The organism is Pseudarthrobacter sp. 1G09 (genome assembly GCF_050038305.1).
GTDB lineage: Bacteria > Actinomycetota > Actinomycetes > Actinomycetales > Micrococcaceae > Arthrobacter > Arthrobacter equi.
Genome location: NZ_CP188306.1, coordinates 1,640,098 through 1,665,121 on the forward strand (window position 1 = coordinate 1,640,098; position 25,024 = coordinate 1,665,121).

General features: G+C 67.5%; 24 protein-coding genes, 2 tRNA genes and 2 riboswitches. Of the genes, 17 read left to right on the forward strand and 9 right to left on the reverse strand.

The window, feature by feature from the left end; genetic code table 11:
- Positions 1–51: 51 nt before the first annotated feature.
- Both ACP3TD_RS07535 and ACP3TD_RS07540 read left to right on the forward strand, forming a co-directional pair.
- Positions 52–843 carry a DeoR/GlpR family DNA-binding transcription regulator gene (locus ACP3TD_RS07535; RefSeq protein WP_091719162.1) on the forward strand — a complete coding sequence of 264 codons (792 nt, stop codon included), beginning with the start codon at positions 52–54 and terminating at the stop codon, positions 841–843.
- Between the two features lie 50 nt (positions 844–893).
- A complete protein-coding gene (locus ACP3TD_RS07540; protein ID WP_426766525.1) occupies positions 894–1,676 on the forward strand; it encodes a CPBP family intramembrane glutamic endopeptidase in 783 nt (260 codons plus the stop codon).
- 135 nt (positions 1,677–1,811) lie between these two features.
- Here the strand turns inward: ACP3TD_RS07540 and ACP3TD_RS07545 are convergent, their stop codons facing one another.
- Complete coding sequence (locus ACP3TD_RS07545) at positions 1,812–2,450, reverse strand: VOC family protein (protein ID WP_015936572.1); 639 nt, start codon at positions 2,448–2,450, stop codon at positions 1,812–1,814.
- 162 nt (positions 2,451–2,612) lie between these two features.
- Positions 2,613–2,728, forward strand: a riboswitch (SAM riboswitch).
- Between the two features lie 43 nt (positions 2,729–2,771).
- On the opposite strand from ACP3TD_RS07545, the gene ACP3TD_RS07550 reads away from it, so the two are divergent.
- Positions 2,772–4,094 (forward strand): bifunctional o-acetylhomoserine/o-acetylserine sulfhydrylase, encoded by a 1,323-nt coding sequence (locus tag ACP3TD_RS07550; protein ID WP_426766526.1) that lies wholly within the window; start codon positions 2,772–2,774, stop codon positions 4,092–4,094.
- Between the two features lie 148 nt (positions 4,095–4,242).
- A riboswitch (SAM riboswitch) is annotated at positions 4,243–4,357 on the forward strand.
- Between the two features lie 12 nt (positions 4,358–4,369).
- A complete protein-coding gene (gene metX / locus ACP3TD_RS07555) occupies positions 4,370–5,485 on the forward strand; it encodes a homoserine O-acetyltransferase MetX (protein WP_426766527.1) in 1,116 nt (371 codons plus the stop codon).
- Positions 5,486–5,625: 140 nt separating this feature from the next.
- Here metX and ACP3TD_RS07560 read toward each other — a convergent pair whose 3' ends face one another.
- Both ACP3TD_RS07560 and ACP3TD_RS07565 read right to left on the reverse strand, forming a co-directional pair.
- Positions 5,626–6,201 carry a hypothetical protein gene (locus tag ACP3TD_RS07560; RefSeq protein WP_426766528.1) on the reverse strand — a complete coding sequence of 192 codons (576 nt, stop codon included), beginning with the start codon at positions 6,199–6,201 and terminating at the stop codon, positions 5,626–5,628.
- Positions 6,202–6,341: 140 nt separating this feature from the next.
- Positions 6,342–7,211, reverse strand: a complete 870-nt coding sequence (locus ACP3TD_RS07565) for an SGNH/GDSL hydrolase family protein (RefSeq protein ID WP_426766530.1) — start codon at positions 7,209–7,211, stop codon at positions 6,342–6,344.
- A 78-nt stretch (positions 7,212–7,289) separates the two neighbouring features.
- Here ACP3TD_RS07565 and ACP3TD_RS07570 point away from each other — a divergent pair, with 78 nt between their 5' ends.
- On the forward strand, positions 7,290–7,940 hold the full coding sequence (locus ACP3TD_RS07570; protein WP_426766532.1) for an alpha/beta hydrolase: 651 nt from the start codon (positions 7,290–7,292) through the stop codon (positions 7,938–7,940).
- Positions 7,941–7,971: 31 nt separating this feature from the next.
- Here ACP3TD_RS07570 and ACP3TD_RS07575 read toward each other — a convergent pair whose 3' ends face one another.
- Entirely contained in the window at positions 7,972–8,205 is a 234-nt protein-coding gene (locus tag ACP3TD_RS07575) for an RNA-binding S4 domain-containing protein (RefSeq protein WP_426766534.1), read from the reverse strand.
- 32 nt (positions 8,206–8,237) lie between these two features.
- On the opposite strand from ACP3TD_RS07575, the gene ACP3TD_RS07580 reads away from it, so the two are divergent.
- From ACP3TD_RS07580 to ACP3TD_RS07590, 3 genes are all read left to right on the forward strand, one after another.
- A complete protein-coding gene (locus tag ACP3TD_RS07580; RefSeq protein WP_426766535.1) occupies positions 8,238–9,239 on the forward strand; it encodes a DMT family transporter in 1,002 nt (333 codons plus the stop codon).
- Between the two features lie 129 nt (positions 9,240–9,368).
- Positions 9,369–10,754 (forward strand): glycine--tRNA ligase, encoded by a 1,386-nt coding sequence (locus ACP3TD_RS07585; protein ID WP_091719181.1) that lies wholly within the window; start codon positions 9,369–9,371, stop codon positions 10,752–10,754.
- A 2-nt stretch (positions 10,755–10,756) separates the two neighbouring features.
- Positions 10,757–11,809 (forward strand): GNAT family N-acetyltransferase, encoded by a 1,053-nt coding sequence (locus ACP3TD_RS07590; protein ID WP_426766536.1) that lies wholly within the window; start codon positions 10,757–10,759, stop codon positions 11,807–11,809.
- Between the two features lie 107 nt (positions 11,810–11,916).
- Here ACP3TD_RS07590 and ACP3TD_RS07595 read toward each other — a convergent pair whose 3' ends face one another.
- Both ACP3TD_RS07595 and ACP3TD_RS07600 read right to left on the reverse strand, forming a co-directional pair.
- Entirely contained in the window at positions 11,917–12,741 is an 825-nt protein-coding gene (locus ACP3TD_RS07595) for a lysophospholipid acyltransferase family protein (RefSeq protein WP_426766537.1), read from the reverse strand.
- A 75-nt stretch (positions 12,742–12,816) separates the two neighbouring features.
- Positions 12,817–13,560 (reverse strand): alpha/beta hydrolase, encoded by a 744-nt coding sequence (locus ACP3TD_RS07600; protein WP_426767160.1) that lies wholly within the window; start codon positions 13,558–13,560, stop codon positions 12,817–12,819.
- Between the two features lie 98 nt (positions 13,561–13,658).
- On the opposite strand from ACP3TD_RS07600, the gene ACP3TD_RS07605 reads away from it, so the two are divergent.
- The 6 genes from ACP3TD_RS07605 to ACP3TD_RS07630 all read left to right on the forward strand — a co-directional run bounded on the left by ACP3TD_RS07605 (position 13,659) and on the right by ACP3TD_RS07630 (position 20,245).
- Positions 13,659–15,233, forward strand: coding sequence for a YibE/F family protein (locus ACP3TD_RS07605; RefSeq protein ID WP_426766538.1), 1,575 nt, complete (start codon positions 13,659–13,661; stop codon positions 15,231–15,233).
- A 165-nt stretch (positions 15,234–15,398) separates the two neighbouring features.
- A complete protein-coding gene (dusB, locus tag ACP3TD_RS07610) occupies positions 15,399–16,577 on the forward strand; it encodes a tRNA dihydrouridine synthase DusB (protein ID WP_426766539.1) in 1,179 nt (392 codons plus the stop codon).
- Complete coding sequence (locus ACP3TD_RS07615; RefSeq protein ID WP_426766540.1) at positions 16,570–17,883, forward strand: deoxyguanosinetriphosphate triphosphohydrolase; 1,314 nt, start codon at positions 16,570–16,572, stop codon at positions 17,881–17,883. The genes dusB and ACP3TD_RS07615 overlap by 8 nt, the downstream gene beginning before the upstream one ends.
- A 52-nt stretch (positions 17,884–17,935) precedes the next feature.
- Complete coding sequence (gene dnaG, locus ACP3TD_RS07620; RefSeq protein WP_426766541.1) at positions 17,936–19,870, forward strand: DNA primase; 1,935 nt, start codon at positions 17,936–17,938, stop codon at positions 19,868–19,870.
- 94 nt (positions 19,871–19,964) lie between these two features.
- Positions 19,965–20,037: transfer RNA gene (locus ACP3TD_RS07625), tRNA-Asn, on the forward strand.
- Positions 20,038–20,172: 135 nt separating this feature from the next.
- A tRNA-Asn gene (locus ACP3TD_RS07630) sits at positions 20,173–20,245 on the forward strand.
- Between the two features lie 53 nt (positions 20,246–20,298).
- Here the strand turns inward: ACP3TD_RS07630 and ACP3TD_RS07635 are convergent.
- The 3 genes from ACP3TD_RS07635 to ACP3TD_RS07645 all read right to left on the reverse strand — a co-directional run bounded on the left by ACP3TD_RS07635 (position 20,299) and on the right by ACP3TD_RS07645 (position 22,209).
- Positions 20,299–20,706 (reverse strand): hypothetical protein, encoded by a 408-nt coding sequence (locus ACP3TD_RS07635; RefSeq protein WP_056083688.1) that lies wholly within the window; start codon positions 20,704–20,706, stop codon positions 20,299–20,301.
- Positions 20,707–20,796: 90 nt separating this feature from the next.
- Entirely contained in the window at positions 20,797–20,976 is a 180-nt protein-coding gene (locus ACP3TD_RS07640; RefSeq protein ID WP_426766542.1) for a hypothetical protein, read from the reverse strand.
- A 12-nt stretch (positions 20,977–20,988) separates the two neighbouring features.
- Positions 20,989–22,209 (reverse strand): multidrug effflux MFS transporter, encoded by a 1,221-nt coding sequence (locus tag ACP3TD_RS07645; protein WP_426766544.1) that lies wholly within the window; start codon positions 22,207–22,209, stop codon positions 20,989–20,991.
- 177 nt (positions 22,210–22,386) lie between these two features.
- On the opposite strand from ACP3TD_RS07645, the gene ACP3TD_RS07650 reads away from it, so the two are divergent.
- The 3 genes from ACP3TD_RS07650 to ACP3TD_RS07660 all read left to right on the forward strand — a co-directional run bounded on the left by ACP3TD_RS07650 (position 22,387) and on the right by ACP3TD_RS07660 (position 24,915).
- Positions 22,387–23,241 carry a phage holin family protein gene (locus tag ACP3TD_RS07650; protein ID WP_426766546.1) on the forward strand — a complete coding sequence of 285 codons (855 nt, stop codon included), beginning with the start codon at positions 22,387–22,389 and terminating at the stop codon, positions 23,239–23,241.
- Between the two features lie 142 nt (positions 23,242–23,383).
- Complete coding sequence (locus ACP3TD_RS07655; RefSeq protein WP_426766548.1) at positions 23,384–24,007, forward strand: CDP-alcohol phosphatidyltransferase family protein; 624 nt, start codon at positions 23,384–23,386, stop codon at positions 24,005–24,007.
- A complete protein-coding gene (locus tag ACP3TD_RS07660) occupies positions 24,007–24,915 on the forward strand; it encodes a DMT family transporter (RefSeq protein WP_426766550.1) in 909 nt (302 codons plus the stop codon). The genes ACP3TD_RS07655 and ACP3TD_RS07660 overlap by 1 nt, the downstream gene beginning before the upstream one ends.
- The last annotated feature ends 109 nt before the right edge of the window (positions 24,916–25,024 follow it).

Below are 25,024 nucleotides of genomic sequence, written 5' to 3' on the forward strand. Positions count from 1 at the left end.
TGATCATGAAACGTCATCCGGAGCGGTGGCTGTTGTACCGAGAGGCCCCGCATGACCCGCACTGACCGCCTGACCGCCATCCTCGACTTGCTTGCCAGGACCGGCCAGGTGGAAGTGGACGAGATTGTCAACACCCTCGGGGTTTCGCCCGCCACCGCCCGCCGCGACCTGGACAGCCTTGCCAAGCGGCGGCTGCTGACCCGCACCCGCGGCGGCGCCACCACCGGCGCCCTCGCCTACGACCTGCCCGGCCGCTACAACCGGGACGACCATGCCGAGGCGAAGGAGCAGATCGCCCGGGCGGCGTCCGCCCTGATCCGGCCCGGTGCCGTCATCGGCCTGTGCGGTGGCACCACCAGCACGGCGCTGGCCCAGATCCTGGCCACCCGCGAAGACCTGAATGCCCCGTCCAACCAGTCAACGCTGACCGTTGTCACCAACGCCATCAACATCGCCGGGCAGCTGGCGGTACGGCCCAATATCAAGGTGATGGTGACCGGCGGCATCCTCAACCCGCGGTCCTATGAACTGGTGGGCCCGTACACGGACATCATCATGCAGAAGGTGGTCCTGGACATCGCCTTCATCGGCGTGAACGGCATCGACCCCGAGGTGGGCCCCACCAACACGGGGGAGGGCGAGGCCTCGGTCAATGCACTCCTGGCCAGCCGGGCACGGGTGTCCTATGTCATTGCCGATTCCTCCAAGGTGGGGGTGCGCGCTTTCGCCACCATGGACGGCTATGACTTCACGCGGCTGATCACGGACGCCGGCATCTCGCCGCGGGACAAGGCCGCCTTCGAGGCCAAGGGCACCGAGGTCATCGTCGCCCCCGTGCCCTGACACGGCGGGGCCATCAGCCCCGGCCCAGGAACTGCAGGCAAGATGGGTACATGCTGGTTCCCTCCCGCCGCCGCCTGGCGTTCGAAGTCTGGATAGTCCTGGGCCTGTCCCTGGGGCAGTCCGCCGTGTACTCGGTAGTGCAGCTCCTGGATAAGATGACCCGGGCGCCGCTGGCCGAGGGAACCTCGACGCTAAACCGCTCCCAAAGCACCCGCGAATACTTCGACCTGACCTATCAGCTCCTGGACATCATCTTCGCCCTCGTCCCCGTCCTGCTGGTGCTCTACTTCCTGTCGGGCTCCCGGCAGGCGGCCTCCGGGGACCTTGGAGCGGGGTCCGGATCAGCCTTCACGAAACTGGGCTTCACCTTCGCCCGTCCGGGTAAGGACCTGCTGCAGGGGGTGGGCCTGGCCGCCCTCATCGGTATCCCGTCGCTGGGCCTCTACGCTGCCGGCCGTGCCCTGGGGATCACTACCGCCATAATCCCCAGCGCCCTGGATGCCTACTGGTGGACCGTGCCAGTGCTGATCCTCTCCGCCATCCGTCACGGCATCGTGGAGGAAGTGATTGTGGTGGGCTACCTGATGGACCGCTTCGGCAAGTTCGGGTGGAGCGTGCCGCTGTCGATTGCCGTCAGTTCGGTGCTGCGCGGCAGCTACCACCTGTACCAGGGCTTCGGGCCCTTCATCGGCAACGTGGTGATGGGCATTGTCTTCGCCTGGATCTACACCCGGACCAAACGCGTCATGCCGCTGGTCATCGCGCACGCGCTGCTGGACATCGTGGCGTTCGTCGGCTTCAGCCTGTTCGGCAAGGCCGTCGGCCTGGGGTAGGCAGGGTTTGCCTGGAAATGGATTCGGCCGCCATGGGGTGGTGACGCCGTTGTCACCACCCCATGGCGGCCGAAGCTGTTGCGGACAGGCGTCCGCGTCTGTGGTCCGGTGTGCAACCGGACCACAGATGGAGGGTCAGAGGGTGACGGCTCCATTGGCGGTTTCGAACGTGACGGACAGGATGCCGGGGGTGCCGTGCGGGGCCACCCATTCGACAGCCACGTCCTCCAGCGGCTTCTCCACCGGCTCGCCCAGCCATTCGGTGACCCGCGAAGCGGAGCCGGCGATGGTAAGGCAGCTCATCTTGAGGCTGCTGTCATAGGCGTTGGACGGGTGCAGCGACGGGTCGCCTTCCCACTTGAGCATGTACGGGACCTGGGGGTCGGCGATGAGTCCCAGGATGCCGATCTGCTTCCACACCAGTTCCCGGCCGTCCGGGAACTTGCGGTTGCCGTTGACGGCCGAGCGCCCGAGGCGCTCTTCGAACGGGGCGAGGTCGTCCACTTCGACGCACCAGCCCATCCAGCCGCCGCCCGCCGCGGAACGGGCCCGTACGGCCTGTCCAAAGGGAGCCTTGTCCGAGGCGGGGTGGTCCAGGACCTCCACCACTTCGAGGTACTTGTGGCCCGCGAGCGGGATGATCATATTCCGGGTTCCGAACCGGGGATGCACCCCGCCTTTCACTGCCTCAACGCCGAGGGCAGATGCAATTCGTTCGGTAGTGGCCGCGAGGCCATCGTGTTCACAGGCGTAAGAGACGTGATCCATGCGCATGCCAACATCTTGGCACTTTGTGATCGGGCTCTCAGCTTAGGCTTGCCTTACTCGAAATTTCCGTTTTCCTGGGGATCAGTTTTCCGCCCTGCCGGCAGCCGCGGAGACCATGTTCGTCACAATCCTGTCCGCCGCCGCCAAGGTGTTCCTACACTGGGCGCAGGTCATGAGTGCCAGCGCCAAGCCCCGGCTCGCTGGCCGGCAACCCTCCATCCGCGGTGGGGTGCCCCGGGTGAGGACCTGGTTGTCCGGCAACGGCCGGGCGGCAAGCGCGGCCCGTACTGCTCTCAGCATGCCGGGCCCATGTCAAAGGAGCCTTGAATGTCCAACGGTTGGTCCTTCGAAACCCGCCAGATCCACGCCGGCCAGGAGCCCGACGGCGCCACCGGCGCCCGGGCCCTGCCCATCTACCAGACCACCTCGTTTGTGTTCCCCAGCGCCGAAAGCGCGGCCAACCGGTTCGCCCTGGCGGAACTGGCCCCCATCTACACCCGCATCGGCAACCCCACCCAGGAGGCCGTGGAGCAGCGCATCGCCAGTCTCGAAGGAGGACTCGGCGCCCTGCTGCTCAGCTCCGGCCAGGCCGCGGAGACCTTCGCCATCCTCAACATCGCAGAGGCGGGCGACCACATCGTGGCCAGCCCCAGCCTGTACGGCGGAACCTACAACCTGTTCGCCCACACGCTGAAGAAGTTCGGCATCACCGTGACGTTCGTGGCGGACCCGGACAATCTGGACCAGTGGCGGGACGCCGTGCAGCCCAATACCAAGCTGTTCTTCGGCGAGGTGGTCTCGAACCCGCGTCAGGACGTCCTGGACATCGAAGGCATCTCCGGGGTGGCGCACCAGGCCGGCGTGCCCCTCATCGTGGACAACACCCTCTCTACGCCGTACCTGATCCGTCCCCTGGAATGGGGCGCCGACATCGTGGTCCACTCGGCCACAAAGTACCTTGGCGGGCACGGCGCGGCGATCGCCGGCGTCATCGTCGACTCGGGCAAGTTCGATTTCAGCAAGGACCCGGAACGGTTCCCGGGCTTCAACACCCCGGACCCCACCTACAACGGCCTGGTCTACGGCAGGGACCTCGGGGAAAACGGGCTCCTCGGCGCAAACCTGTCCTACATCCTCAAGGCGCGCGTCCAGCTCCTGCGGGACCTCGGCTCGGCCGTCTCGCCGTTCAACGCCTTCCTGATCGCCCAGGGCCTGGAAACGCTGAGTCTGCGGGTGGAACGCCACGTGGCCAACGCCACCGAGGTAGCCCGCTGGCTGGAAGGCCGGGACGACGTCGAATCCGTCGCCTACGCAGGCCTGCCGTCCAGCCCCTGGTACGAGCGCGGCCGCAAGTACGGGCCCAAGGGGACGGGTGCCGTCGTCGCCTTCAACCTTGCCGGGGGAGCCGAAGCGGGGCAGCGGTTCGTCGACGCCCTGGAACTGCACTCCCACGTCGCCAACATCGGCGACGTCCGGTCCCTGGTGATCCACCCTGCCTCCACCACCCACAGCCAGCTGACGCCGGAACAGCAGGCGGTAGCTGGGGTGACGCCCGGCCTGGTGCGGTTGTCCGTAGGCATCGAGCACATCGATGACATCCTGGCAGACCTTGAAGCGGGCTTCCGGGCCGCCAAGGGCGCGGCCGGCTAAGCCGAAGACGTACGACGGCGGGAGGCCGGCCAGGCGGCCGGCCTCCCTTTCCGCCGGGCTGCCGTCAGGGAAAAGCAGCGCGGACCGGCAAGTCACAACCAGTCACATGCTTGGCCATCAGCGGGGGGTGTTTCGTACACTCGAACCAGGTCATGAGTGCCAGTGACAGCCCCGGCTTGCTGGCCGGCAACCCTCCTTCCGCGGCGGGGTGCCCCGGGTGAAGACCTGGCCTGCCGGTAAACGACGGCGGGCAAGCGCGTAGAAGAGGTCTTGCCATGACGGTTACCGTCGCCCGTACAACCGCACCCGAACACGGAATTGTCCGCTTTGCCTCCATCGGCGGCCTGCAGCTCGAGGGCGGCGGATTCCTGCCGGACGTCACCCTGGCGTACGAAACGTGGGGGACGCTGAACGCCGATGCCAGCAACGCCATCCTGGTGGAGCACGCCCTGACCGGCAGTACGCACGTGACCCGCGGGGACACCGACGAGGAAGGCTGGTGGGAGCACCTGGCCGGGCCGGGCGCCCCCGTGGATACGGACCGCTTCTTTGTGGTCTCCATCAACATTGTGGGCGGCTGTTACGGCTCCACGGGGCCGTCCTCGCCCGGCCCCGACGGCAAGCCCTGGGGCTCAAGGTTCCCCCTGGTGACGCTCCGGGACAGCACGGAAGCTGAAGCCCGCCTGGCGGACCAGCTGGGCATCAGCAGCTGGTACGCGGTGCTGGGCGGCTCCATGGGCGGCGCCCGGGCCCTCGAATGGGCCGTCACCTTCCCCGAACGGGTGCAGCGCTGCGCCGTCATCTCGGTGGGAGCCGCCAGCACGGCCGAACAGATCGCGTTCGCCCAGGCGCAGACCCTGGCCATCCGGCAGGACCCGAACTTCAACCACGGCGACTACTACGGCGGTCCCTGCCCCGAGGACGGCCTGGCGCTCGCCCGCCGCATTGCCCACATCACCTACCGGTCGGCCGCCGAGCTGGAGCACCGCTTCGGCCGTGAAGCCCAGGCTTCGGAGTCGCCGCTGCAGGGCGGGGTCCTTGCCGGCAGGGGCCGGTACCAGGTGGAGAGCTACCTGGACCACCAGGGGAGCAAGCTCGTCCGGCGCTTCGACGCGAACAGCTACATCGTCCTCACGGAGGCGCTCATGAGCCACGACGTCTGCCGCGGCCGGGGAAGCCTGGCCGATACCCTCGCCCGGACCAGTGCCCGGTTCTTCGTGGCGGCCGTGGAATCGGACCGGCTCTACTTCCCGTCCCAGTCACATGAGCTGGCCCAGGCCCTGCCCGGCGACGTTGAGGTCCACCTCATCCAGGCGCCCATCGGCCACGACGGCTTCCTTACCGAGATCGGCCAGCTGGGAACCCAGCTCCGGTCGGAGTTCCTGGCCTAGCAGCGCGGCCCGCACATGAAACAGAGGCTTGTCCGCGGATCCGAACCCTTAAGAGCCGGGCTGAGCGAACAAGCCTCAGATTGATGATGCCAGGGACGTGATGACGCCCTGAGGCCCTTAAACGGTTTCTGCGGCCCAGGCTAGCCGTTCATGATTTCGCTGCGGCGGGCCATGTAGTCCTCCATGGACATTTCGCCGTTGCTGTACTTCTGGTCCAGTTCCGCGAGTTTCCGCGCCCGGAATCCCTGCGGGGCCGACGGCGGCGGGGGAGTGGCGGGTGCTGCCGGCTGTTCCGGTGCGGGGTACCCGGGCTGCTGCTGGCCGGGCTGGGTCTGGTTGTAGGGCTGCTGCTCCCCGTACGGCGGCTGTCCGAAGGGCTGCCCGCCCTGGCCGGGCACCGGCGGCTGGCCGTACTGGTAGGGCCCGGACTGCGGAACGTTCGGTGCCTGCTGCCCGATCTGCCGGAACCCGCCCGAATAGTAGTCCTGCTGGGTGTAGCCGTCACGAGGCTGCCTGCTCTGCGGCCCGGCCGACCCGGGGAACTGGCTGCCGGGGTCCTGGCTGCCGGGATATTGGCCGGCGCCGGGGAACTGTTCGGGGTACCGGCCGGGAAAGCTCTGGTCGTGGTTCCGCTTTGCCACCGATTTCCGGTACATGCGCATGGCCATCGGGATCACGAACGACAGGATGATGATCCAGAAAAACAGGTTACTCACGGTGCTGCGCCTCTCGAGTGGGTCTTTCCAGCTTAACGGTCACGGACCGCATGCCGTTCCGGCGGTCACCGGCAAGCTGCCCAGGGTTGCCCAGGGCTGCCCAGGGCAGGCCAGGGCAGGGCAGAGCGGAGCAGGGCAGCTCAGCGCCGCACTGCGTCGGCCGTCCCCAGCGGACCTTCCCCCGAACCCAGGGGAACGCCCGGTCCAAAGGCGGGGCCCGGCGTCGGACGCTTGGCCGTGATGCCGTCGCCCGAGGACTGGTGGCGCAGGCGCCGCAGCACCCACGGCACAAAGTATTCGCGGGCCCAGACGAGGTCGCCCGTGCGGGCCTCCCGCCAGGTGCTCGGCGGCAGCGGCTTGGGGTGGCGGGGTTCGAGCGTGTGCTTCACGTTCAGGGACTCGAGCACCATGGCTGCGATGGTGTGGTGGCCCAGCGGAGAGAAGTGCAGGCGGTCCTGGTCCCACATTTGGGGGTCGCTGAGCTGCCGCAGGGACCACATGTCCGCAATCACGGCGTCGTGCCGCGCTGCCACGGTCCGCAGGTTCTCGTTGTAGATGGCCACCTTGCTGCGGATCCTTCCCAGCACCGAAGAGCCGGTGTCGGGACCATTGAACAGCACCACGGTGGCTCCGCCCATGGACAGGATCTGCACCACGGAATCCAGCTTTTCGGCCAGGGCGTCGGGGTCTCCGCCGGGGCGGATCAGGTCGTTGCCGCCCGCGGAGAGCGTCACCAGGTCGGGCTTGAGCTCCAGTGCCGGAGCGAGCTGCTGGTCGACGATCTGCTGGAGCAACCGGCCGCGGACGGCCAGGTTAGCGTAGGCGAAGTCGGGCAGCGTCCGGCCCAGTTCTTCGGCCACGCGGTCGGCCCAGCCACGGTAACCGCCGGGGCTTGAGGGTTCGGGGTCGCCGATGCCCTCGGTAAAGGAGTCGCCCATGGCCACATACCGGGTCCAGGGGTGGGATCCGGTGTCCGTGATGGGGTTTTGGAGGGGGCTTGCGTCAGTCACGGGTCCTATCCTGCCTTCCGCCTCGCTGCCTACGCGAACGTAGGTTGTTACTTTCGGGTAACTGTAAGAATGGAAACCATGACTGAAGCCGAAGTATTTCCTGCCCCCGTCGCCCTGTGGTCGCACCCTGAAGGCGAGCGGGACGGTAAACCCCTGCTGGTGCTCCTGCACGGATACGGCGCCAACGAGCAGGACCTGCTGAGCCTCGCGGACCTGTTGCCCGGCGGGTTCGCGGTGGCCTCCGTCCGTGCCCCGATCGCCACGGGCCCGGGCTTCACCTGGTTCCCGTTGACGGCCTCGATCGATTATTCGCTGGAACGGGTCAAGAAGGCTTCGGCTTACGTCCTGGACTGGATCGACAGCATCAAGGAGGGGCACCCCTCGGTGTCCCTGCTCGGTTTCTCCATGGGCATGGCCATGGCCACCACCCTCCTGCGGCAACGTCCAGCGGACTTTGCAGCCGTCGTCGGACTTTCAGGGTTCGTTGTGGACGCCGGTGACGACCCCACGTTCAAGGATGCCGAGCTGGACGGCACCGTGCCCATGTTCTGGGGCCGGGACCAGCAGGACCCGGTGATCACGGAGGACAAGATCGACTACACCATGGGCTGGGTGCGCAAGCACGTCAAGCTCACCAAGGTGCTCTACACAGGGATGTGGCACGGCATCAACCAGCAGGAAATTGGCCACGTGGGCGAATTCCTCACCCACGAGGTCCTGAAGAAATAGGGCGGACGACGACGGCGCGGCAGCCGCGCAGCTAGTCCGCCGTGGGTGCCACCACCCGCACGGTATGGCCGTTCACGGTGACGGTGTCGCCGTTGTGCAGCTGGCGGCCCCTGCGGTCGTCGATCTCGCCGTTGACCTTTACCAGCCCGTTCTTGATCAGCTCAGCCGCTTCCACGCCATCCTCCACGAGGTTGGCAAGCTTCAGCAGCTGACCCAGCCGGATCATGGTGTCGCGGATGGGGACGTCGTCAACGGGGATGCTCATAGAGCAATAATGCCTGACGTAAGGTGGATCCAATGACCTCCACCTCCCGCCTGCCCGTACTCGCAGGCCTGCCGCTGGCGGTGGGCGCGGGCCTTGCCATTCCCGTCCAGGGCCGGATCAACGGCGCCCTGGGTGCCCGGCTCGACGACGGCATCAGCGCCGCGGTGGTGAGCTTCAGCACAGGGCTGCTGGTCATGATCCTCATCTCGCTGCTGCTGCCGCGTGGCCGGGCCGGCCTTGCCCGGATCATTCCCGCGGTCCGCAGCCGGGCTTTCCCGCCCGCCTACGTCCTGGCCGGCGGCATCGGCGCGCTGTTCGTGTTTGCCCAGACCTTCACTGTTGGCATCCTGGGCGTGGCGCTCTTTACGGTGGCCACCGTCACAGGCCAGACGGTCAGCGGCCTGCTGGTGGACCAGCTGGGCCTGGGCCCCGCCGGCAAGAAATCCGTCACCGGTATCCGCGTTGTCGGCTGCATCCTCACCATCGCCGCTGTCGCCTGGGCCGTGTCCCCGCGCTTCGCCGCATCCGGTTCCGGCGCGGAGTCCGGCGGAGGGGCTGCCGCGCTGCTGCTGCCCCTCCTGCTGCCCGTGGCGGCGGGCTTCCTGATGAGTTTCCAGCAGGCGATGAACGGCACCGCAACCGTGCACTACGGCACCCCGATTGCCGCCACGCTGGTCAACTTCATCGCCGGCTGCCTGGTCCTGTGGACGGTACTGGCCATCAAGTTGGTGGTGGCAGGCCCCGGCAACCCGCTGCCGGCGGAGTGGTGGTACTACCTGGGCGGCCCTATGGGATGTGTGTTCATCGGCCTGGGCGCCCTCCTGGTCCGGACCCTCGGCGTCCTCGTCACCGGCCTGGGCATGATCGCCGGGCAGCTGATGGGTTCGCTGGCCCTGGACGTCTTCGTGCCGGCCCCGGGCAGCGTGGTGGCCCTTCCCACCGTCCTGGGCACCATCCTGACTCTTGCGGCCATCATCCTGGCAACACTGCCGTGGCCACGGGGCGCGCTCCGTGGACGGCGGCCGGTAGGCTAGGAAACGCAGCTTTCACGCATCCCTTCATCCGCCCGCCAGGGCACCGGACGTGCCCCACATCCGGTGCCGTGCGTGGCCTGAAAACCGCGGACCGCACCCAGCGGCCCTGTAGAAATTGGAGTTACCCCCATGGCAGCAAAATCCGTCCTCGACCAGGTCATTTCCCTCTCCAAGCGGAGGGGCTTCGTGTTCCAGGCCGGTGAGATCTACGGAGGTTCGCGTTCAGCCTGGGACTACGGGCCCCTCGGCGCCGAACTGAAGGAAAACATCAAGCGCCAGTGGTGGCAGTCCATGGTCCGCGGCCGCGAAGACGTGGTGGGCCTGGACTCCTCGGTCATCCTTCCCAAGCAGGTTTGGGAAGCTTCCGGCCACGTTGATGTCTTCTCCGACCCCCTGGTGGAGTGCCTGTCCTGCCACAAGCGGTACCGCGCAGACCACCTCGAAGAAGAGTACGAGGAAAAGAAGGGCCGCCCCGCGGAAAACGGCCTGAAGGACATCGCCTGCGCCAACTGCGGCACCCGCGGCGAATGGACCGAACCGCAGGAATTCTCCGGCCTGCTCAAGACCTACCTGGGCCCGGTGGCCAGCGAGGAAGGGCTGCACTACCTCCGTCCGGAAACCGCGCAGGGCATCTTCGTGAACTTCAACAACGTCCTCACCACCTCGCGGAAGAAGCCGCCGTTCGGCATCGGCCAGATTGGCAAGTCCTTCCGCAACGAGATCACGCCGGGAAACTTCATCTTCCGCACCCGCGAGTTCGAACAGATGGAAATGGAGTTCTTCGTCGAGCCCGGAACTGACGAAGAGTGGCACCAGTACTGGATGAAGGAGCGCATGGCCTGGTACACCGGCCTGGGCATCCGTGAGGAAAACCTGCGGTTCTTCGAGCACCCGCTGGAAAAGCTCAGCCACTACTCCAAGGGCACCACGGACATCGAATACCGCTTCGGATTCCAGGGCTCGGAGTGGGGCGAGCTGGAAGGCGTGGCCAACCGCACGGACTTCGACCTCTCCACCCACGCCAAGGCCTCCGGCACGGACCTGAGCTACTTCAACCAGGCCACCAACGAGCGCTACACCCCGTACGTCATCGAACCCGCCGCCGGCCTGACCCGCTCCTTCATGGCGTTCCTGATCGACGCGTACACCGAGGACGAGGCACCCAACGCCAAGGGCGGCGTCGACGTCCGCACGGTGCTCAAGCTGGACCCGCGCCTGGCCCCGGTCAAGGCTGCCGTGCTGCCGCTGAGCCGCAACGAGGCCCTGTCCCCGAAGGCCAAGGACCTCGGCGCCCAGCTCCGCAAGAACTGGAACATCGACTTCGACGACGCCGGTGCCATCGGCCGCCGTTACCGCCGCCAGGATGAGATCGGCACCCCGTTCTGCATCACCGTGGACTTCGATACCCTCGAGGACCAGGCCGTGACCATTCGCGAACGCGACACCATGAGCCAGGAACGGGTCTCCCTGGACAAGGTGGAGGGCTACCTGGCCGCACGCCTGATCGGCGCCTAGCCATGGCCATCGAATACCGCGAATGGCGCGACGGTGACGACCTCGCCCTTCTGGAGATCTGGGGCGGCCCGGAAACCGCGCAGGCCCGGCAGTTCCGCAGCGCCCTGGCGCCGTCCTCCAACGGAACCGGCGGCGCGCCGTGGCGGCGCTGCATCGTTGCCGAAGACGTGATCGACGGCGTCGGCATCCCCGTGGCCGCCGGCGTCGTCTATGAAGCGGCGCTGCACCCGGAACGCCTGTGGAGCTACATCGAGGTGTCCCGGGACCACCGGCGCACCGGTATCGGTGCCACGCTCCTGGCCATGCTGCGCCGCGAAGCAGAGAACGCGCCGTCGGGCGTGGCTAAGCTGCGTGCCAAGGTGGAGCCCGGCACCCCGGGCGACGCCTTTGCCGGGGCCGCCGGCCTCGCTCCCATCCAGCGTTCACGCCTGGTGGTTGTGCAGCCGGGCGCGCTGAAGCTGCCGGTCTTCCCGGACACGGACCATGGCGGCCGGCCGGTCAGCGGCGAGAACGCGGGCGCCGACGTGGTGATGGACCTGGCCACCGGATCGGTTGAACTGACCGACGTGGTGGGCCGGTACTACACCGCCATCCATGACTGGGATTCGCCCGGAGTGCTGTCCGTTGGCCAGGTGCAGAAACTCTTCCTGGACGAACTCACCGGAGCTCACGGCGCTATTGTCCTCCGGGCGCAGCCCGAATCGGCGTTCGGCCAGGGCGTGGCCCCGAGCAAGAAGGGCCGCATCCGGGCATTCGCCGTCAGCTACGCCGCCCCGGCAACCCCGGACGCGGCGGACGCCGGTGAGGGCCCCGGGGGCCGGGATGCTGCCGCTCCGGGAGCACCCACTGACGTGTTCGTGGGCCATGACCCTGCCCTGGCGGCCGACGATGCCGCCGAGGCCGTCCGGGACATGCTGGCCCTGATTGCGTACCAGCACCCGGTTATGCTGGAACTCGATGATTCGATGGCTGCCCTGCGCGCCGCCGTCGAACCCCTGCTGGAAAGCGGGAAGGCCCGGCTGGCCGCGGCGGAGACCCTGGTCGTCTCCGACTAGGCAAGCCCGGCCCGCAGCCCGAAGCAGCTAGCGCCAGCTTCCGTTTTGATCCGTCAGAACGGCAGCTGGCGCTACGTGCTTAAGGGAGTGCAGGAAGGCCCGGGTGGCTATTTCCTGCGGGGACCACGACGGCGGCCGCGGGCTTCGTCGTCGCTGTCCAGGATTTTCCGTTCGGCGTCGGTAGGGGCGCCCCCGCCCAGGTGCGCAGGCATCCACCATGCCCGGGGTTCCGGCTGCAGCGGAAAGTCGCTGATGCACCGGTCGATCCCGTCCTGGAGTATGTCACGCAGGGAGGCCGTTGCCGCCTCGGCATCAACGTCCGGCGCGTAGGTCAAGGCACTGCCAACATGCATTCGTACCGGTGCGCGCCAAGCCCGGCGCAGGGAGAACCCGTGGCCGCGGGTCAACAGGCGGTGCGCGCCCCAGACGGACACGGGAATCACCGGCACTCCGGCTTCGGCCGCCATGCGTACCGCACCGGTCCTGCAGCCGCGCACCGTGAAACTGCGGCTCACGCCCGCTTCCGGAAAAACGGCCAGGTACTCGCCGGCACGCAGTTTCGCGACGGCCTCGTCGTAGGCGCCGGCCCTGTCGGTGTAGCCCACCACCACATGGCCGCTGGCGCTGACCGCCGGGCCCGCGAACCAGTGGTCGGCCGCACCCTGGTGGATCAGGAACCGCAGCTGCGCCCGTGCCTGCTTCCAGAGCAGCAGTTCGGCTACGGCGAAGTCCAGGTATCCGAAGTGCGTCACGGCAAAGACCGCTCCGGTGCCGGGAACCACCGCACGGGAAACCCCGCTGCGCGGCACCGCTGGAGGCAGGCGCCCGGTTCCGGTACTGATGACCCTGATCCGGAAAGCCCACCGGAGGAACAGCCCGGTTCGGACGATCAGCCGGTAGAAGCGGTCATTGGGCGCCGGTCGCCAGGGCATGGCTGCCTCCTTCCGAGGGGAGGGGAATGATGGCAGGGGAGGCCCACCCTCCGGTCCCGTTGACGTCGCTGCGGCTCACAGGGTTACGTGCACGGACCCTTCGGGCAGCAGCTGGCCGAAGGCTCGGGCCGGGCGCACAGCGGCGCCGGTGCTTTCGGCAAAGGCCTGGATGACGAATCCGGTGGCCAGGATGTGCCAGATCCTGACCTTGCGAAGCATGAAGTGGCCAACGCCCTTGAGCGAGACGTACTGCATGCTGGCCGCCTCCGCGGAGGCGCGGCGCGCAAACGCCAACGACTGCCGGGGGCTGGTCATGTGGTCAGTGGTCCCGTGCACGATCAGGACCTTGCGGCCGGCAACCCGCCCGGCCGGCGTTTCCGGGCTCAGCCAGGGGGCCAGCGCCACTACTGCCTGCACCTGCGGGTGGTCTGCGGCGCAGACGGCGGTCAGGCCGCCCATGGAGTGACCCACCAGGAAGACCGGAACCCCGGGGTGGCTTTCCTCGATCTGCTGCAGCGCCCACTTCGCATCCTGCAGCGGCGACATGTCGTTGCCGTTCCACCCGCGGACGCTGTTGCGGAGGGACCAGACAGCCAGCCCGTGCTTGCGGCCCGCGCGGTGCAGGTGCCGGGCGAAGGGAACCATCCTGGCGGGACTCAGGTGGCGCGCCTCCACGGGTTCCCTGCTGCGGGCCTTGCCGCCATGCAGTACCAAAGCCACCGCCCTCGTTGGTCCGGACGCCTCCAGGACGCTGAGTGCAGGCCGGTGCAGGGGAACCACGGGCCGCTGCCCGGTCTGCACCCCGCCGTTATCCTTCATGTCACGGTTGCCCACGCCGGTACCTCCAAGTCCGAATGGTCCATTTATAAACCCTACGGTGCCCCAAGTAGAGTTCAACATATGAGGTTCAACTGCTGATGGGCGCAGGACACTCCCACGCTTCCACAGATCATTCGGAGCCGACGGTCCAGGCGATGGCTGCCCGCAGGAAGGCCAACCGCATCCTCGCCGCCATCCTGATCCCCATCACACTGCTCACCCTCGCCGGGATGGCCATGCTGTGGCCGTCCGGAAGCAAGGACGGCATCTCACTGGCCAACCCCTACTCGACGGCGCCCGGAGTGACCTTCGATACCGGGACCATCAAGGACGTGGCAACGGAAAACTGCATGCAGGGCGTGGCCACCCAGGAGCAGGGGCAGGGCGGCCGGCCGCAGCAGGGCTCGGGCCAGCAGCCCCAGGGGTCCAACTGCACGTTCGCGTTCACCGAACCGGACAAGGGCGGCAGCCCCGTCAAGGTGGTCATCAACCCGGACGTTGCCACGTCGCACGGCGTCAAGGCCGGCGACCGGATCCGCTACCTCAACCTTTCCAATGCCCAGGGCGCGGCTTCCACGCAGGGCTCACCGGCCTACATCTTCGTGGACTTCGTCCGGACCCTGCCCATTGTCCTGCTGGCTATCCTGTATGCCTTCGTGGTCATCGCCGTGGCCCGCTGGCGGGGCCTCCGCGCCCTCATTGGCCTGGTGGGCGCCTACTTCGTGCTGGCCAGCTTCATGCTGCCCGGGCTGGTGGAGGGCAAGCCGCCGCTGCTGCTGGCCCTGGTGGGATCCACGGTGATCATGATCGGGGTGCTGTACTTCGCCCACGGTTTCTCCGCCCGGACATCCACCGCCCTGCTCGGGACGATGTTCGGGCTGGCGATCACCGCGCTCCTGGCCTGGTGGGCCACCAGCGCCGCCAACCTCGCCGGGGTGGGCAACCATGACGCCACCACCCTGATCAACACGTCAGCGAACATCTCCATTTCGGGGGTGATCCTGTGCGGGCTGATCATCTCCGGGCTTGGCGTCCTCAACGATGTGACTATCACCCAGTCCTCTGCCGTCTGGGAACTCTACGAACTGGCGCCCAACAGCAGCGCACGCAAACTGTTTACGTCGGCCATGCGGATCGGCCGTGACCACATCGCCTCCACCGTCTACACCATCGCGTTTGCCTACGCCGGAGCGGCCCTGCCCATCCTCATCATCGTCATGCTGTACGACCGGCCGCTGGCGGAAACCCTCACCAGCGCCGAACTCTCCGAGGAGGTCATCCGTACCCTCGTCGGATCCATCGGCCTGGTGCTGGCCATCCCGGTGACCACGCTCATCGCCGTGCTGGTGGTCAAGGCCACCGGCATCCGGCAGGAAGCTCCCGCCGTCGTGACCCCTGCGGGCGTCAACGCCGCGACGGGCACGCCGCGGACTGCGCCGTCCGGATTCCGCCAGCGCGCAGCGAAGGAGTGGACGGACGACGGCGGGGGGTTGCCTTCAAAAGGCGTCGAGGACACGGGAGCGCTCGCCGCAGCGGCTCTCGAAGCACGGTCCCGCAGGGCTGCGGAACGCCCGGAGGGCGCCACCGTACCCGGCGTCGACGCGGACGCGTCCCGCGGCGCCGACGATGGCCCCCTTCCCACCCGCCGGAGCCGCAGGGCCGGCCGCGGCTGACCGCCGGGACTGGTGCGGGGGTGGTGCCGGCGCTCGCCAGCACCACGTCGCCGAATGGGGCAGGCAGGGGCGCCTTATCGCCCGCATTGGCGTGATCGTCCAGGAGGGGGACATCTCCCCGGCTGGTCCGGCACCCGATTTGGCCGGATTTGCAACAATGGAACAGTGACTGTTGCAGCAACCCCACCCGCCGCCCGGCTGGAACTCCCGCCCCTGAAGCTGGGTCCCCTCACTGTGGACACGCCGGTAATCCTGGCCCCCATGGCAGGGATCACCAATTCCGCTTTCCGCCGTTTGTGCCGTGAATACGGCGGCGGCATGTATGTGGCCGAAATGGTCACGTCCCGCGCGCTGGTGGAGCGGACCCCCGAGTCCCTCCGGATCATTTCGCACGACGACGACGAGAAGGTCCGGTCCGTCCAGCTCTACGGGGTGGACCCTGGCACAGTGGGCGCGGCCGTCCGGATGCTGGTGGAAGAAGACCGCGCAGACCACATCGACCTGAACTTCGGCTGCCCCGTCCCGAAGGTCACCCGCCGCGGAGGCGGTTCCGCCCTGCCGTGGAAGATCGACCTCTTCACCGCCATCGTCCAGACCGCCGTGCGGGAAGCGTCCAAGGGCAACGTCCCGCTGACCATCAAGATGCGCAAGGGCATCGACGATGACCACCTCACGTACCTCGACGCCGGCCGGATCGCCCGCGATTCCGGTGTTGCCGCCGTCGCGCTCCACGGCCGCACCGCGGCGCAGTTCTACTCCGGCCAGGCGGACTGGTCAGCCATCGCCCGCCTCCGCGAGGCCCTGCCGGACATCCCGGTGCTGGGGAACGGCGACATCTGGTCCGCCGAAGACGCCGTGCGCATGGTCCGCGAAACCGGCGTGGACGGCGTGGTGGTGGGCCGCGGCTGCCAGGGCAGGCCGTGGCTCTTCGGCGACCTTCAGGCAGCGTTCGAAGGCAGTGACATCCGCCACCGCCCCAACCTGCGCCAGGTGGCCGAGGGCGTCTACCGGCACGCCGAACTGATGGTGGAAACCTTCGGTGACGAGGGCAAGGCGCTGCGCGAGATCCGCAAGCACATCGCCTGGTACTTCAAGGGCTACGTGGTGGGCGGCGAACTCCGCACCCGGCTGGCGCTGGTGACCAGCCTCGAAATTCTCCGCGACACCCTTGCCGAGCTGGACCTGGACTCGCCCTACCCCGGCGGCGACGCAGAAGGCCCGCGCGGACGGGCCGGGTCACCCAAGCGGCCCGCCCTGCCCAAGGACTGGCTGGACTCCCGGGCGCTGAACGATGCACAGTCGCAGGAGATCGCCGCGGCCGAACTGGACGTTTCCGGTGGCTGAGGTTCCCGTAGCTGAAACTCCCGCCGGCCCCGCCCTGGCCGGAGCGTTCTCCGGCTATGGCTCCCGGGACTCCGCCCGCTGGGTGGAGGAGCCGCCCAAGAGCACCTACCGCTCGGACTTCGAACGCGACCGGGCCCGCGTGCTGCACTCATCGGCCCTGCGCCGGCTGGGGGCGAAGACCCAAGTGGTGGCGCCGGATACGGACGACTTCGTCCGGACCCGCCTCACCCACAGCCTCGAGGTGGCCCAGGTGGGCCGCGAACTGGGCCGCGCGCTGGGCTGCGACCCGGACGTGGTGGACACCGCGTGCCTGAGCCACGACCTCGGGCACCCGCCGTTCGGCCACAACGGGGAGTCCGCCCTGAACGAGGTGGCGCACGCCATTGGCGGGTTCGAAGGCAACGCCCAGACCCTCCGGCTCCTTACCCGGCTCGAACCCAAGGTGCTCACCGCCGGCGGCCATCCCGCCGGGCTGAACCTTACCCGCGCGAGCCTGGACGCGGCGTCGAAATACCCCTGGTCCGCGCTCGATGCGCCGGTGATCCATGGCCGGCGCACCAGCAAGTTCGGTGCCTACGAGGATGACCTTCCCATCTTCAACTGGATCCGGGAGGGTGCGCCCGAGCGGCGTTCCTGCCTGGAGGCCCAGGTGATGGACCTGGCCGACGACATTTCCTACTCCGTGCACGACGTGGAGGACGCCATTGTTGCCGGGCACTTCCAGCTGCGGTGGATGGACAACCCGGACCACCGCGCCCGCGTGGTGGGCTACGCCAAGCAGTGGTACCTGCCGCACAACGACCCCGCCGCCATCGACGCCGCACTGGCCCGGCTTGAGGCCACCGACGTCTGGGTGCGGGAAGCGGACGGCAGCCGCAAGTCCATGGCCGCCCTGAAGAACATGACCAGCCAGCTCATTGGCCGGTTCTGCCAGAGCGCCCTCGAAACGACGCGCTCGGTCTACGGGCCTGGCCGGCTCACCCGCTACAGCGCCGAGCTCATGGTCCCGGACGAGACGGTCATGGAGATCGCCGTCATGAAGGGCATGGCCACCACGTTCGTCATGACCACCGAGCACCGGCAACCCATCTATGAACGCCAGCGCGAGGTCCTGCACGCCCTGGTCACGGCCCTGAGCGCCACCGGCGACCGGCACCTGGAGCCGATGTTCGCCGCAGACTGGCGCGATGCCCGGGACGACGGTGCCCGGCTGCGTGTGGTGATCGACCAGGTGGCGTCGCTGACCGACGGCTCCGCCCTGGCCATGTACGAGCGCCTGGTGGGGAGCCTGCCCTCGCTGTGGTGAGCGGAATTACAGGAGGGGCCGGGCTGCCAGTCCACGGGACTAGGATTACTCTGTGGCTGGCCTGATCAAACGTGAAGATATCGACGAAGTACGCCAGCGCACGGACATCAAGGAAGTGGTGGACGGCTACGTCACCCTCAAGGGTGCCGGGCTGGGGACGTGGAAAGGCCTGTGCCCTTTCCACGACGAGCGCTCGCCGTCGTTCACGGTCCGGCCGCAGGTGGGCAGGTACCACTGCTTCGGCTGCGGCGAGGACGGCGACGTCATCGCCTTCGTGCAGAAGCAGGACCACAGTTCCTTCCACGAGGCAGTGGAAAAACTTGCCGCCCGCATCGGCTACGAGCTGCGCTATGAGGACGGCGGCACCGGGCCCAACCGCGAGGAAGTGGGGCGGCGCCAGCGGCTGCTGGACGCGCACAAGATTGCCGATGAATTCTTCCGGGCCCAGCTGCTGACCCCCGGCGCCGCCGAGGCACGGAACTTCCTCTTCGGCCGCGGGTTCGACCGCGCTGCCGCCGAGCACTTTGGCTGCGGTTACGCCCCGCAGGGCTGGGACGCGCTGCTCAAGCACCTGCGCGGCCGCGGTTTCACCGATGCCGAGCTCAAGCTCACGGGGATGTTCTCGGAAGGCAACCGGGGCATTTACGACCGCTTCCGGGGACGCCTCATCTGGCCCATCAAGGACATCGCGGGCGACACCATCGGCTTCGGCGCGCGCAAGCTCTACGAGGACGACCAAGGGCCCAAGTACCTCAACACCCCCGAAACCACGCTGTACAAGAAGTCCCAGGTCCTTTACGGCATCGACCTCGCCAAGAAAAGCATCGCCAAGGAGCGCCAGCTTGTGGTGGTGGAGGGCTACACCGACGTGATGGCCTGCCACCTTGCAGGAATTACGACGGCGGTGGCCACCTGCGGCACGGCGTTCGGCACCGAGCACATCAAGATCGCCCGGCGCCTGCTCTCCGACGACGGCACCGGGGGAGAGGTGGTCTTCTGCTTCGACGGCGACGCCGCCGGCCAAAAGGCGGCCCTGCGTGCCTTCGAGGAGGACCAGCGGTTCACTGCGCAGACCTACGTGGCCGTGGAACCCACCGGCGCCGATCCGTGCGACCTTCGCCAGGCCCGTGGGGACGCAGCCGTCCAGGCCCTCATCAGCAGCCGCCGGCCGCTCTTCGAATTCGCCATCCGGGCGTCGCTGAAGCGCCACAACCTGGACACCGTTGAAGGCCGCGTCGCAGCGCTGCGGGAAGCCGCTCCGGTGGTGGGGCAGATCCGCGACGCCGGCATCAGGCCCGCCTACGCCCGCGAACTGGCAGGATGGCTCGGCATGTCCGTCGAAGAGGCCAACAGGGCCGTCGCTGCAGCCATGAAACGCGGGTCTGCAGGCCCGCAGGGGGGTGCAGGGGCCGCCTCGGCACAACAGGGCGCCCACGCTGCCGGAAGGCCCGCAGAAGCCGGCGGGCCCGGCGTTGCCGCCGGACCGGCGTCGGGCGCCGTCCCGTCCTATCACCGCCCCGACCCGCGGGACCCTGTGGCCTCCATGGAACGCCAGGCGCTGGAGGTGGCGCTGCAAGAGCCGGCGCTGCTCTCCGGGGCCGTCTGGGACCGTTTCGCCGCCGCCAGGTTTGCCACCCCGGCCTTCCAGGCCGTCCATGACGCCATGCGCGCCACCGGGCCCGGCATGGTGGCCGAACCTGCGCGCTGGGTTGAGCACGTGATGCACGAGGTCCCGGAGCCGCTGCGGCCGCTGGTGTCCGAGCTGGCAGTGGTGCCTCTGCCGGCGAGCACGGAGGAAGGCGTGCAGAAGTACTGCCGGGACATCCTGTCCCGCCTGTTCGAGCTGCAGATCACCCGGGTCAAGGCGGACAAGATGGGCCAGCTCCAGCGGCTCGATCCCGCTGCAGACCCTGAGGCGTTCCAACGGCTCAACCGCGAGCTGATGATGCTCGAGATGGAACGCAGGTCCCTGCGCTCCGATGCCTGACCTGATGGCCTGGCGCGATGCCTGTCCTGATGCCGGTGCAATGCGCCGATTTCGCTTCCAGCCAGGGTGTTTGCTAGGCTAATACCCGCTTCATTCCTCCTTAGCTCAATTGGCAGAGCATTCGACTGTTAATCGAAGGGTTGCTGGTTCAAGTCCAGCAGGAGGAGCTGCCAATCCCCGTTCCGGTCTTCCGGAACGGGGATTTTTTGGCTCTTTTCCCCTCCCGGAACACGCCGGAGGGCACGGGATTCCGCCGATTTCACTTTTGCCGGAATCCTTTGCTAAGGTCATACCTGCTTCATTCCTCCTTAGCTCAATTGGCAGAGCATTCGACTGTTAATCGAAGGGTTGCTGGTTCAAGTCCAGCAGGAGGAGCTTGCACGGAAAAGCCCCCGTCCTCCAGTGGAGGGCGGGGGCTTTTTGCCCCCTCAAACAAAGTCCATTTCAACCTGCAGGAACCTCTCCGCCTCCGCTATCGCGGCCAGGAACGCTTCCTGCTCGGTGGGGGACTTGCGGGGCTGCCGGGGGCTCCATTCATGCGGGGCAGAGTGGATCCGCACGAAGCCTGCATCCGGCGGTGCATAGAAGATGCCGAACCGCTGCACGGGCCACTCCGGAGAGGTTTCGGGCGCCACCAGCAGCGCGGCTTTGAACGCGGGGTTGAACCATTGGGCGATCGGCCGGCGGCGGTCCTCGGTGAAGAGCCCGGCCGCGTACAGGGCGGCCGACTGTTCACCCATCTGCACGCACGCCCGGTCCCACCACAGGGGCAGGATCCGGGCATCGCACCGTTGCCATGTGGCCGGTAGCTGGGGTCGATCCTGCCAACTGGGCACGGACACATTTTATCGCGCAGCCAATTGGCCCGGTACAGCCACGCGGCCGCTGCCTCCGGCAATTGCTGCAGAAGCCGTCCAAACCCGGAGTCAGCGCCGGTTCCGTCTGCCCGGGTTGACCCGGTAGAGCAGCGCCGCGCCGGCCAGTGAACCGAGAATGATTCCCATCGCCGGGTTGCCGGCGGCGCGGCCCGCGAAGTAACCCGCCACGGCGCCCAGCACCGCCCCGAGGAAGAGTCCCCGTCCGTTCCGGTGCGGCCGGTGTTTCATGCCCTCATCATGTCAGCTGATGGCCGGGACCGTACGGGGACGGACCACCAGCCACAGGGCTGACATGGCCAGCAGGATGCAGACGGCCTGGACCGCTCCCATGCTGGTGCTGGTGATGCCCAGCCACCCCACCACGGGGGAGATGAGCCCGGCCATCATGAAGGTAGCGGCGCCCAGCAGGGAAGCGGCGGTGCCGGCCTGGGAGGCGTGGTTTGCCAACGCCAGGACCTGCACGCACGGGAACATGAAACCGGTCCCCAGGATGTAGAACCACAGCGGCACCATCACGCCCCACAGGCCGAAGCCCAGGAGGTCGAACACCACGATCAGGAGGGCCATCAGGAACATCCAGGCCGTCGCTGCGGCGAGGATCCACTGCGGCGGCACCCGCCTGATCAGCCGTGAACTGGTCTGTACCCCCGCCACGATGCCCAGCGAGTTGATGCCGAAGAGCAGCCCGTACTCCTGGGCTGAGAAGCCGAACACGCCCTGGAACAGGAACGGCGAGGCCGAGAGGTAAGTAAACAGTCCGCCGAAGTTCAGGCCCGCCACCATCAGCAGGCCCACAAAGATCCGGTCACTGAACAGGACCCGGTAGCGCTGCCGGGCCGTCATGCCGCTTTGCCCCCTCTTTTCCGGCGGCAGCGTTTCACGGACCAGGACCAGCGCTGCCACGATCACCAGGGTGCCGTAGGAGGCAAGGAACACGAAGATTCCGGGCCAGGGCATCACCAGCAGCAGTTGCGATCCGATCACCGGCGCCAGGATGGGCGCCAGGCCGTTGACCAAAGCCATCCTGGAAAACATCTTCACCATGGCGTAGCCGGAGAACAGGTCGCGGACCATGGCCATCGCCACCACGCCGCCGCCCGCAGCGCCCACGCCCATCAGCACTCGGAAGATCCCGAGGGTGGTGATGTCAGTGGACAGCGCCGCACCGATCGACGCTGCGATGTGCAGCGCCGTGGCCATGATCAGGGGGTTCCGGCGGCCAAACTTGTCACTGAACGGACCCACCACCAGCTGGCCGAACGCAAAGCCCAGTGTGGTCCCTGCCAGGGTGAGCTGCACCTGCGCCTCGGTCACCCCAAGGCTGGCCTCCAGGGCGGGGAAGGCCGGCAGGTACAGGTCGATCGTGAAAGGCCCCAGGGCGGTCAGGGCGCCGAGGAGGAAGATGTACAAAAGTCTGCGGCGGCGGCTGAGCAGGTCGCCCGGATTGGAAGCAGTGGTCACGGATGTCCATCCTAGGCCCGGTACCCCATCATTTGCAGCGTTGTAATCAGTGCCGCCCGGCAAGCCCCGAAGTTCCCCCTGAACCTGAATGGTAGTTTTGTGGCGGGAACTGTGCCTGTGCACATTCCCGGGACAAACGATGCCGGATCGAGCACACAAACCAGTTAGGCGGAACCGATGAGCGGACGTCACAGCGGGCAGACCAGACCCGGATTGCGCATCACAGCGCTGCCCGGAACGGTCAAGCTCCTTGCCAGGTTGGCGCCCCGCCAGATCAACGACGAGATCGCGTTCGCCAAGATGGAACTCAAGCGCAAAGGCGTGCAGGTCGGCGTCGCCGCCGCCTTCTTCGCCGTTGCCCTGGTCTTCCTGGCCCTCCTGGTGGTCGGACTGATCGTCGCAGCCATCATGGGCCTGGCCACCATCATGCCCGCTTGGCTGGCGGCCCTGCTGGTCTCCGCCGCGTTCCTGCTGATCGCCCTGGTAGGCGGCCTCATCGGCCTCGCCAGGTTCAAGAAGGCCATGCCCCTGCTGCCGGAAGAAACCATCCGCGGCATCAAGCACGATATCGGCGTGGCCAAGGAAGGCTCGTCCTTCAACCCCGCCGTGCTGGACCCGGCAAGCCCCGAGGCCAAGGCCGCGAAGGCTGCCAAGGATGAGGCCGCGGCCAAGGCCAAGGCTGAGAAAGCTGCCAAGGCCGCCGAGCACGACAAGGAATTCCCGCACGCGTCCGAGCCGGAACTGTCACGGCGCCTGAGCCAGCGCCGCCAGCACCTCACCGAGGTACGCGACAACCTGGGAACGGAACTGGACGTCAAGACCCAGGGCAGGTACCTGCTCGCGGTTGCCCAGGACAAGGCCCGGCAGGGCCAGGCATTGGCCGGGCGCGGCAAGGACGCAGCAGCCCACAAGCTCGCTGGCCTGTCCGAATCCTCCGGCGGGCTGCAGGACCGGTGGAAGCCGCTGGCCGCACTGGCCGCCGCGGGAACTGTGCTGGTGGTCCTGCTGAGGAAGCTGATCCGCACCTACTAGGACCAACCCGCCGGGCAGGAGCGCCCGGGCAAGCAGCTCCATCAACATTCCGGGCCACAAGGTGGCAGGCGGCACAGCAACCGCCGGCAGGCCACTGCCCGGCAGGGACCACGCCGCAGGGCGGCAACAGGAAGGGGGACAGGTGAAGTTCATTGGCGCCGGTTCCCGTCCGGACCGCCCCCAGGTTGACCACGACATCGTGTTCACCATCCCCAACCTGCTCACCGTGGTGCGGTTCATGGGGGTTCCGCTCTTCATCTGGCTTGTGCTGGCGCAAGAGGAATACGGCGCCGGAGTGGTGGTCCTGGCGGTCATGGCATGCACCGACTGGGTGGACGGCTACGTTGCCCGCCGGTTCGACCAGGCATCCCGGCTCGGCCGGGTTCTCGACCCCATCGCGGACCGGCTGGCGCTCCTGGCGGTAGCCGTCACCCTGGTGATTGCCAGCGTCGTGCATTGGCTCTACCTGGCGGCGCTGGTCATTCCGGACGCCGTGCTGCTGGCGCTGACGCTCTCACTCTTCCGCGGCCACCCTGACCTCCCCGTCAGCGCGGTGGGCAAGGTGCGCACCGGGCTGCTGCTCCTCGGCACCCCCATGCTGGTGCTTTCCAGGCTGGACACCGGCTTCTCCCACGCACTCTTCATCGCGGCGTGGATCGTGCTGGGCCTGGGCCTGGTGGGGCACTGGATCGCCGCCTACAACTATGTCTGGGCCATGTTGCGCAAGGGCAGGGCCCGGACAACGCCCGACGGCGGGACCTCCTGATGATATGGATGGCCGTCCTCCTCGCCGTGCTGGGAGCGTTCTGCCTCGCCCTGGGAGCCCAGCGCCAGGGCAGTGCCGTGAAGGCCGATACCGGGGGACTCGCCCTGAGTTCGAACGGATTCCTGCGCCTGCTGCGGAATCCCCGCTGGGTGTTCGGCCTGCTGCTCCTGTGCGCCGGGATGGCCATGAACGCGGTGGCGCTCGTGTCGGCGCCGCTCACCGTGATCCAGCCGATCGGCGCCATCGCCTTGGTGATCACCACCATCGTGAATGCGCGGGACCAGGACCTCACCATCAACCGCGCCACGGTGGTGGCCATTACTGCCTGCGTAACGGGGTCCGCACTCTTCGTCCTCCTTGCGGTCAACGTCACCCAGGAGAACCACCACGTCAGCCCCGAGGACGAGCTGACCATCGTGCTGCTTCTCGCCCTTGCGGTTGGCCTCTTCGGGACCCTGGCAGTGATGTTCCGGCACCGGATGAACGCCTTCATCTACATTCTTGGCGCAGGTGTCCTGTTCGGCTTCGTTGCGGTCCTGACCCGGATCATCGGCAAGCACCTGCTGGACCCCAACGGACTGTTCCTGCTGAACGTGCAGTGGTACTCAGTGGTGGCGATCATCGCCGCGGGCGGCCTGGGGTCCTGGTTCGTTCAGAGCGCGTACTCCTCGGGTCCTCCGGACCTGGTGATCGCCGGCCTGACGGTCATTGATCCCATGGTGGGAATCGCCATCGGTATCATCATCCTGGGTGAACTGCGCCCCGACGTCCACGCCGTTATGGCCATTGCCATGGGAACCGCCGCGCTCCTTGCTATCGTTGGTGTTATCGCCCTTTCGCGGCACCACCCCGAGGTCACCAAGCGCAAGAAGGACGCACGGAAGTCCACGGGCAGGCCGTCCCACTAGCCCCATCCGCCCACCAGTCATCCAGCCCATGAGGCCCAGCCGCGCCGACGCCGGCGGCCAACCGTGCAGCCAGTCAACACTGTCCGCACCGTGACCATCAGGAGCCCTC

What these genes read in the sequence shown, in the direction of transcription:
- ACP3TD_RS07535 (WP_091719162.1), top strand. Translation starts at nt 52, where the DNA reads ATGACCCGCACTGACCGCCTGACCGCCATCCTCGACTTGCTTGCCAGG.
- ACP3TD_RS07540 (WP_426766525.1), top strand. Translation starts at nt 894, where the DNA reads ATGCTGGTTCCCTCCCGCCGCCGCCTGGCGTTCGAAGTCTGGATAGTC.
- ACP3TD_RS07545 (WP_015936572.1), bottom strand. Translation starts at nt 2,450, where the DNA reads ATGCGCATGGATCACGTCTCTTACGCCTGTGAACACGATGGCCTCGCG.
- ACP3TD_RS07550 (WP_426766526.1), top strand. Translation starts at nt 2,772, where the DNA reads ATGTCCAACGGTTGGTCCTTCGAAACCCGCCAGATCCACGCCGGCCAG.
- metX (WP_426766527.1), top strand. Translation starts at nt 4,370, where the DNA reads ATGACGGTTACCGTCGCCCGTACAACCGCACCCGAACACGGAATTGTC.
- ACP3TD_RS07570 (WP_426766532.1), top strand. Translation starts at nt 7,290, where the DNA reads ATGACTGAAGCCGAAGTATTTCCTGCCCCCGTCGCCCTGTGGTCGCAC.
- ACP3TD_RS07575 (WP_426766534.1), bottom strand. Translation starts at nt 8,205, where the DNA reads ATGAGCATCCCCGTTGACGACGTCCCCATCCGCGACACCATGATCCGG.
- ACP3TD_RS07580 (WP_426766535.1), top strand. Translation starts at nt 8,238, where the DNA reads ATGACCTCCACCTCCCGCCTGCCCGTACTCGCAGGCCTGCCGCTGGCG.
- ACP3TD_RS07585 (WP_091719181.1), top strand. Translation starts at nt 9,369, where the DNA reads ATGGCAGCAAAATCCGTCCTCGACCAGGTCATTTCCCTCTCCAAGCGG.
- ACP3TD_RS07590 (WP_426766536.1), top strand. Translation starts at nt 10,757, where the DNA reads ATGGCCATCGAATACCGCGAATGGCGCGACGGTGACGACCTCGCCCTT.
- ACP3TD_RS07595 (WP_426766537.1), bottom strand. Translation starts at nt 12,741, where the DNA reads ATGCCCTGGCGACCGGCGCCCAATGACCGCTTCTACCGGCTGATCGTC.
- ACP3TD_RS07600 (WP_426767160.1), bottom strand. Translation starts at nt 13,560, where the DNA reads ATGAAGGATAACGGCGGGGTGCAGACCGGGCAGCGGCCCGTGGTTCCC.
- ACP3TD_RS07605 (WP_426766538.1), top strand. Translation starts at nt 13,659, where the DNA reads ATGGGCGCAGGACACTCCCACGCTTCCACAGATCATTCGGAGCCGACG.
- ACP3TD_RS07640 (WP_426766542.1), bottom strand. Translation starts at nt 20,976, where the DNA reads ATGAAACACCGGCCGCACCGGAACGGACGGGGACTCTTCCTCGGGGCG.
- ACP3TD_RS07650 (WP_426766546.1), top strand. Translation starts at nt 22,387, where the DNA reads ATGAGCGGACGTCACAGCGGGCAGACCAGACCCGGATTGCGCATCACA.
- ACP3TD_RS07660 (WP_426766550.1), top strand. Translation starts at nt 24,007, where the DNA reads ATGATATGGATGGCCGTCCTCCTCGCCGTGCTGGGAGCGTTCTGCCTC.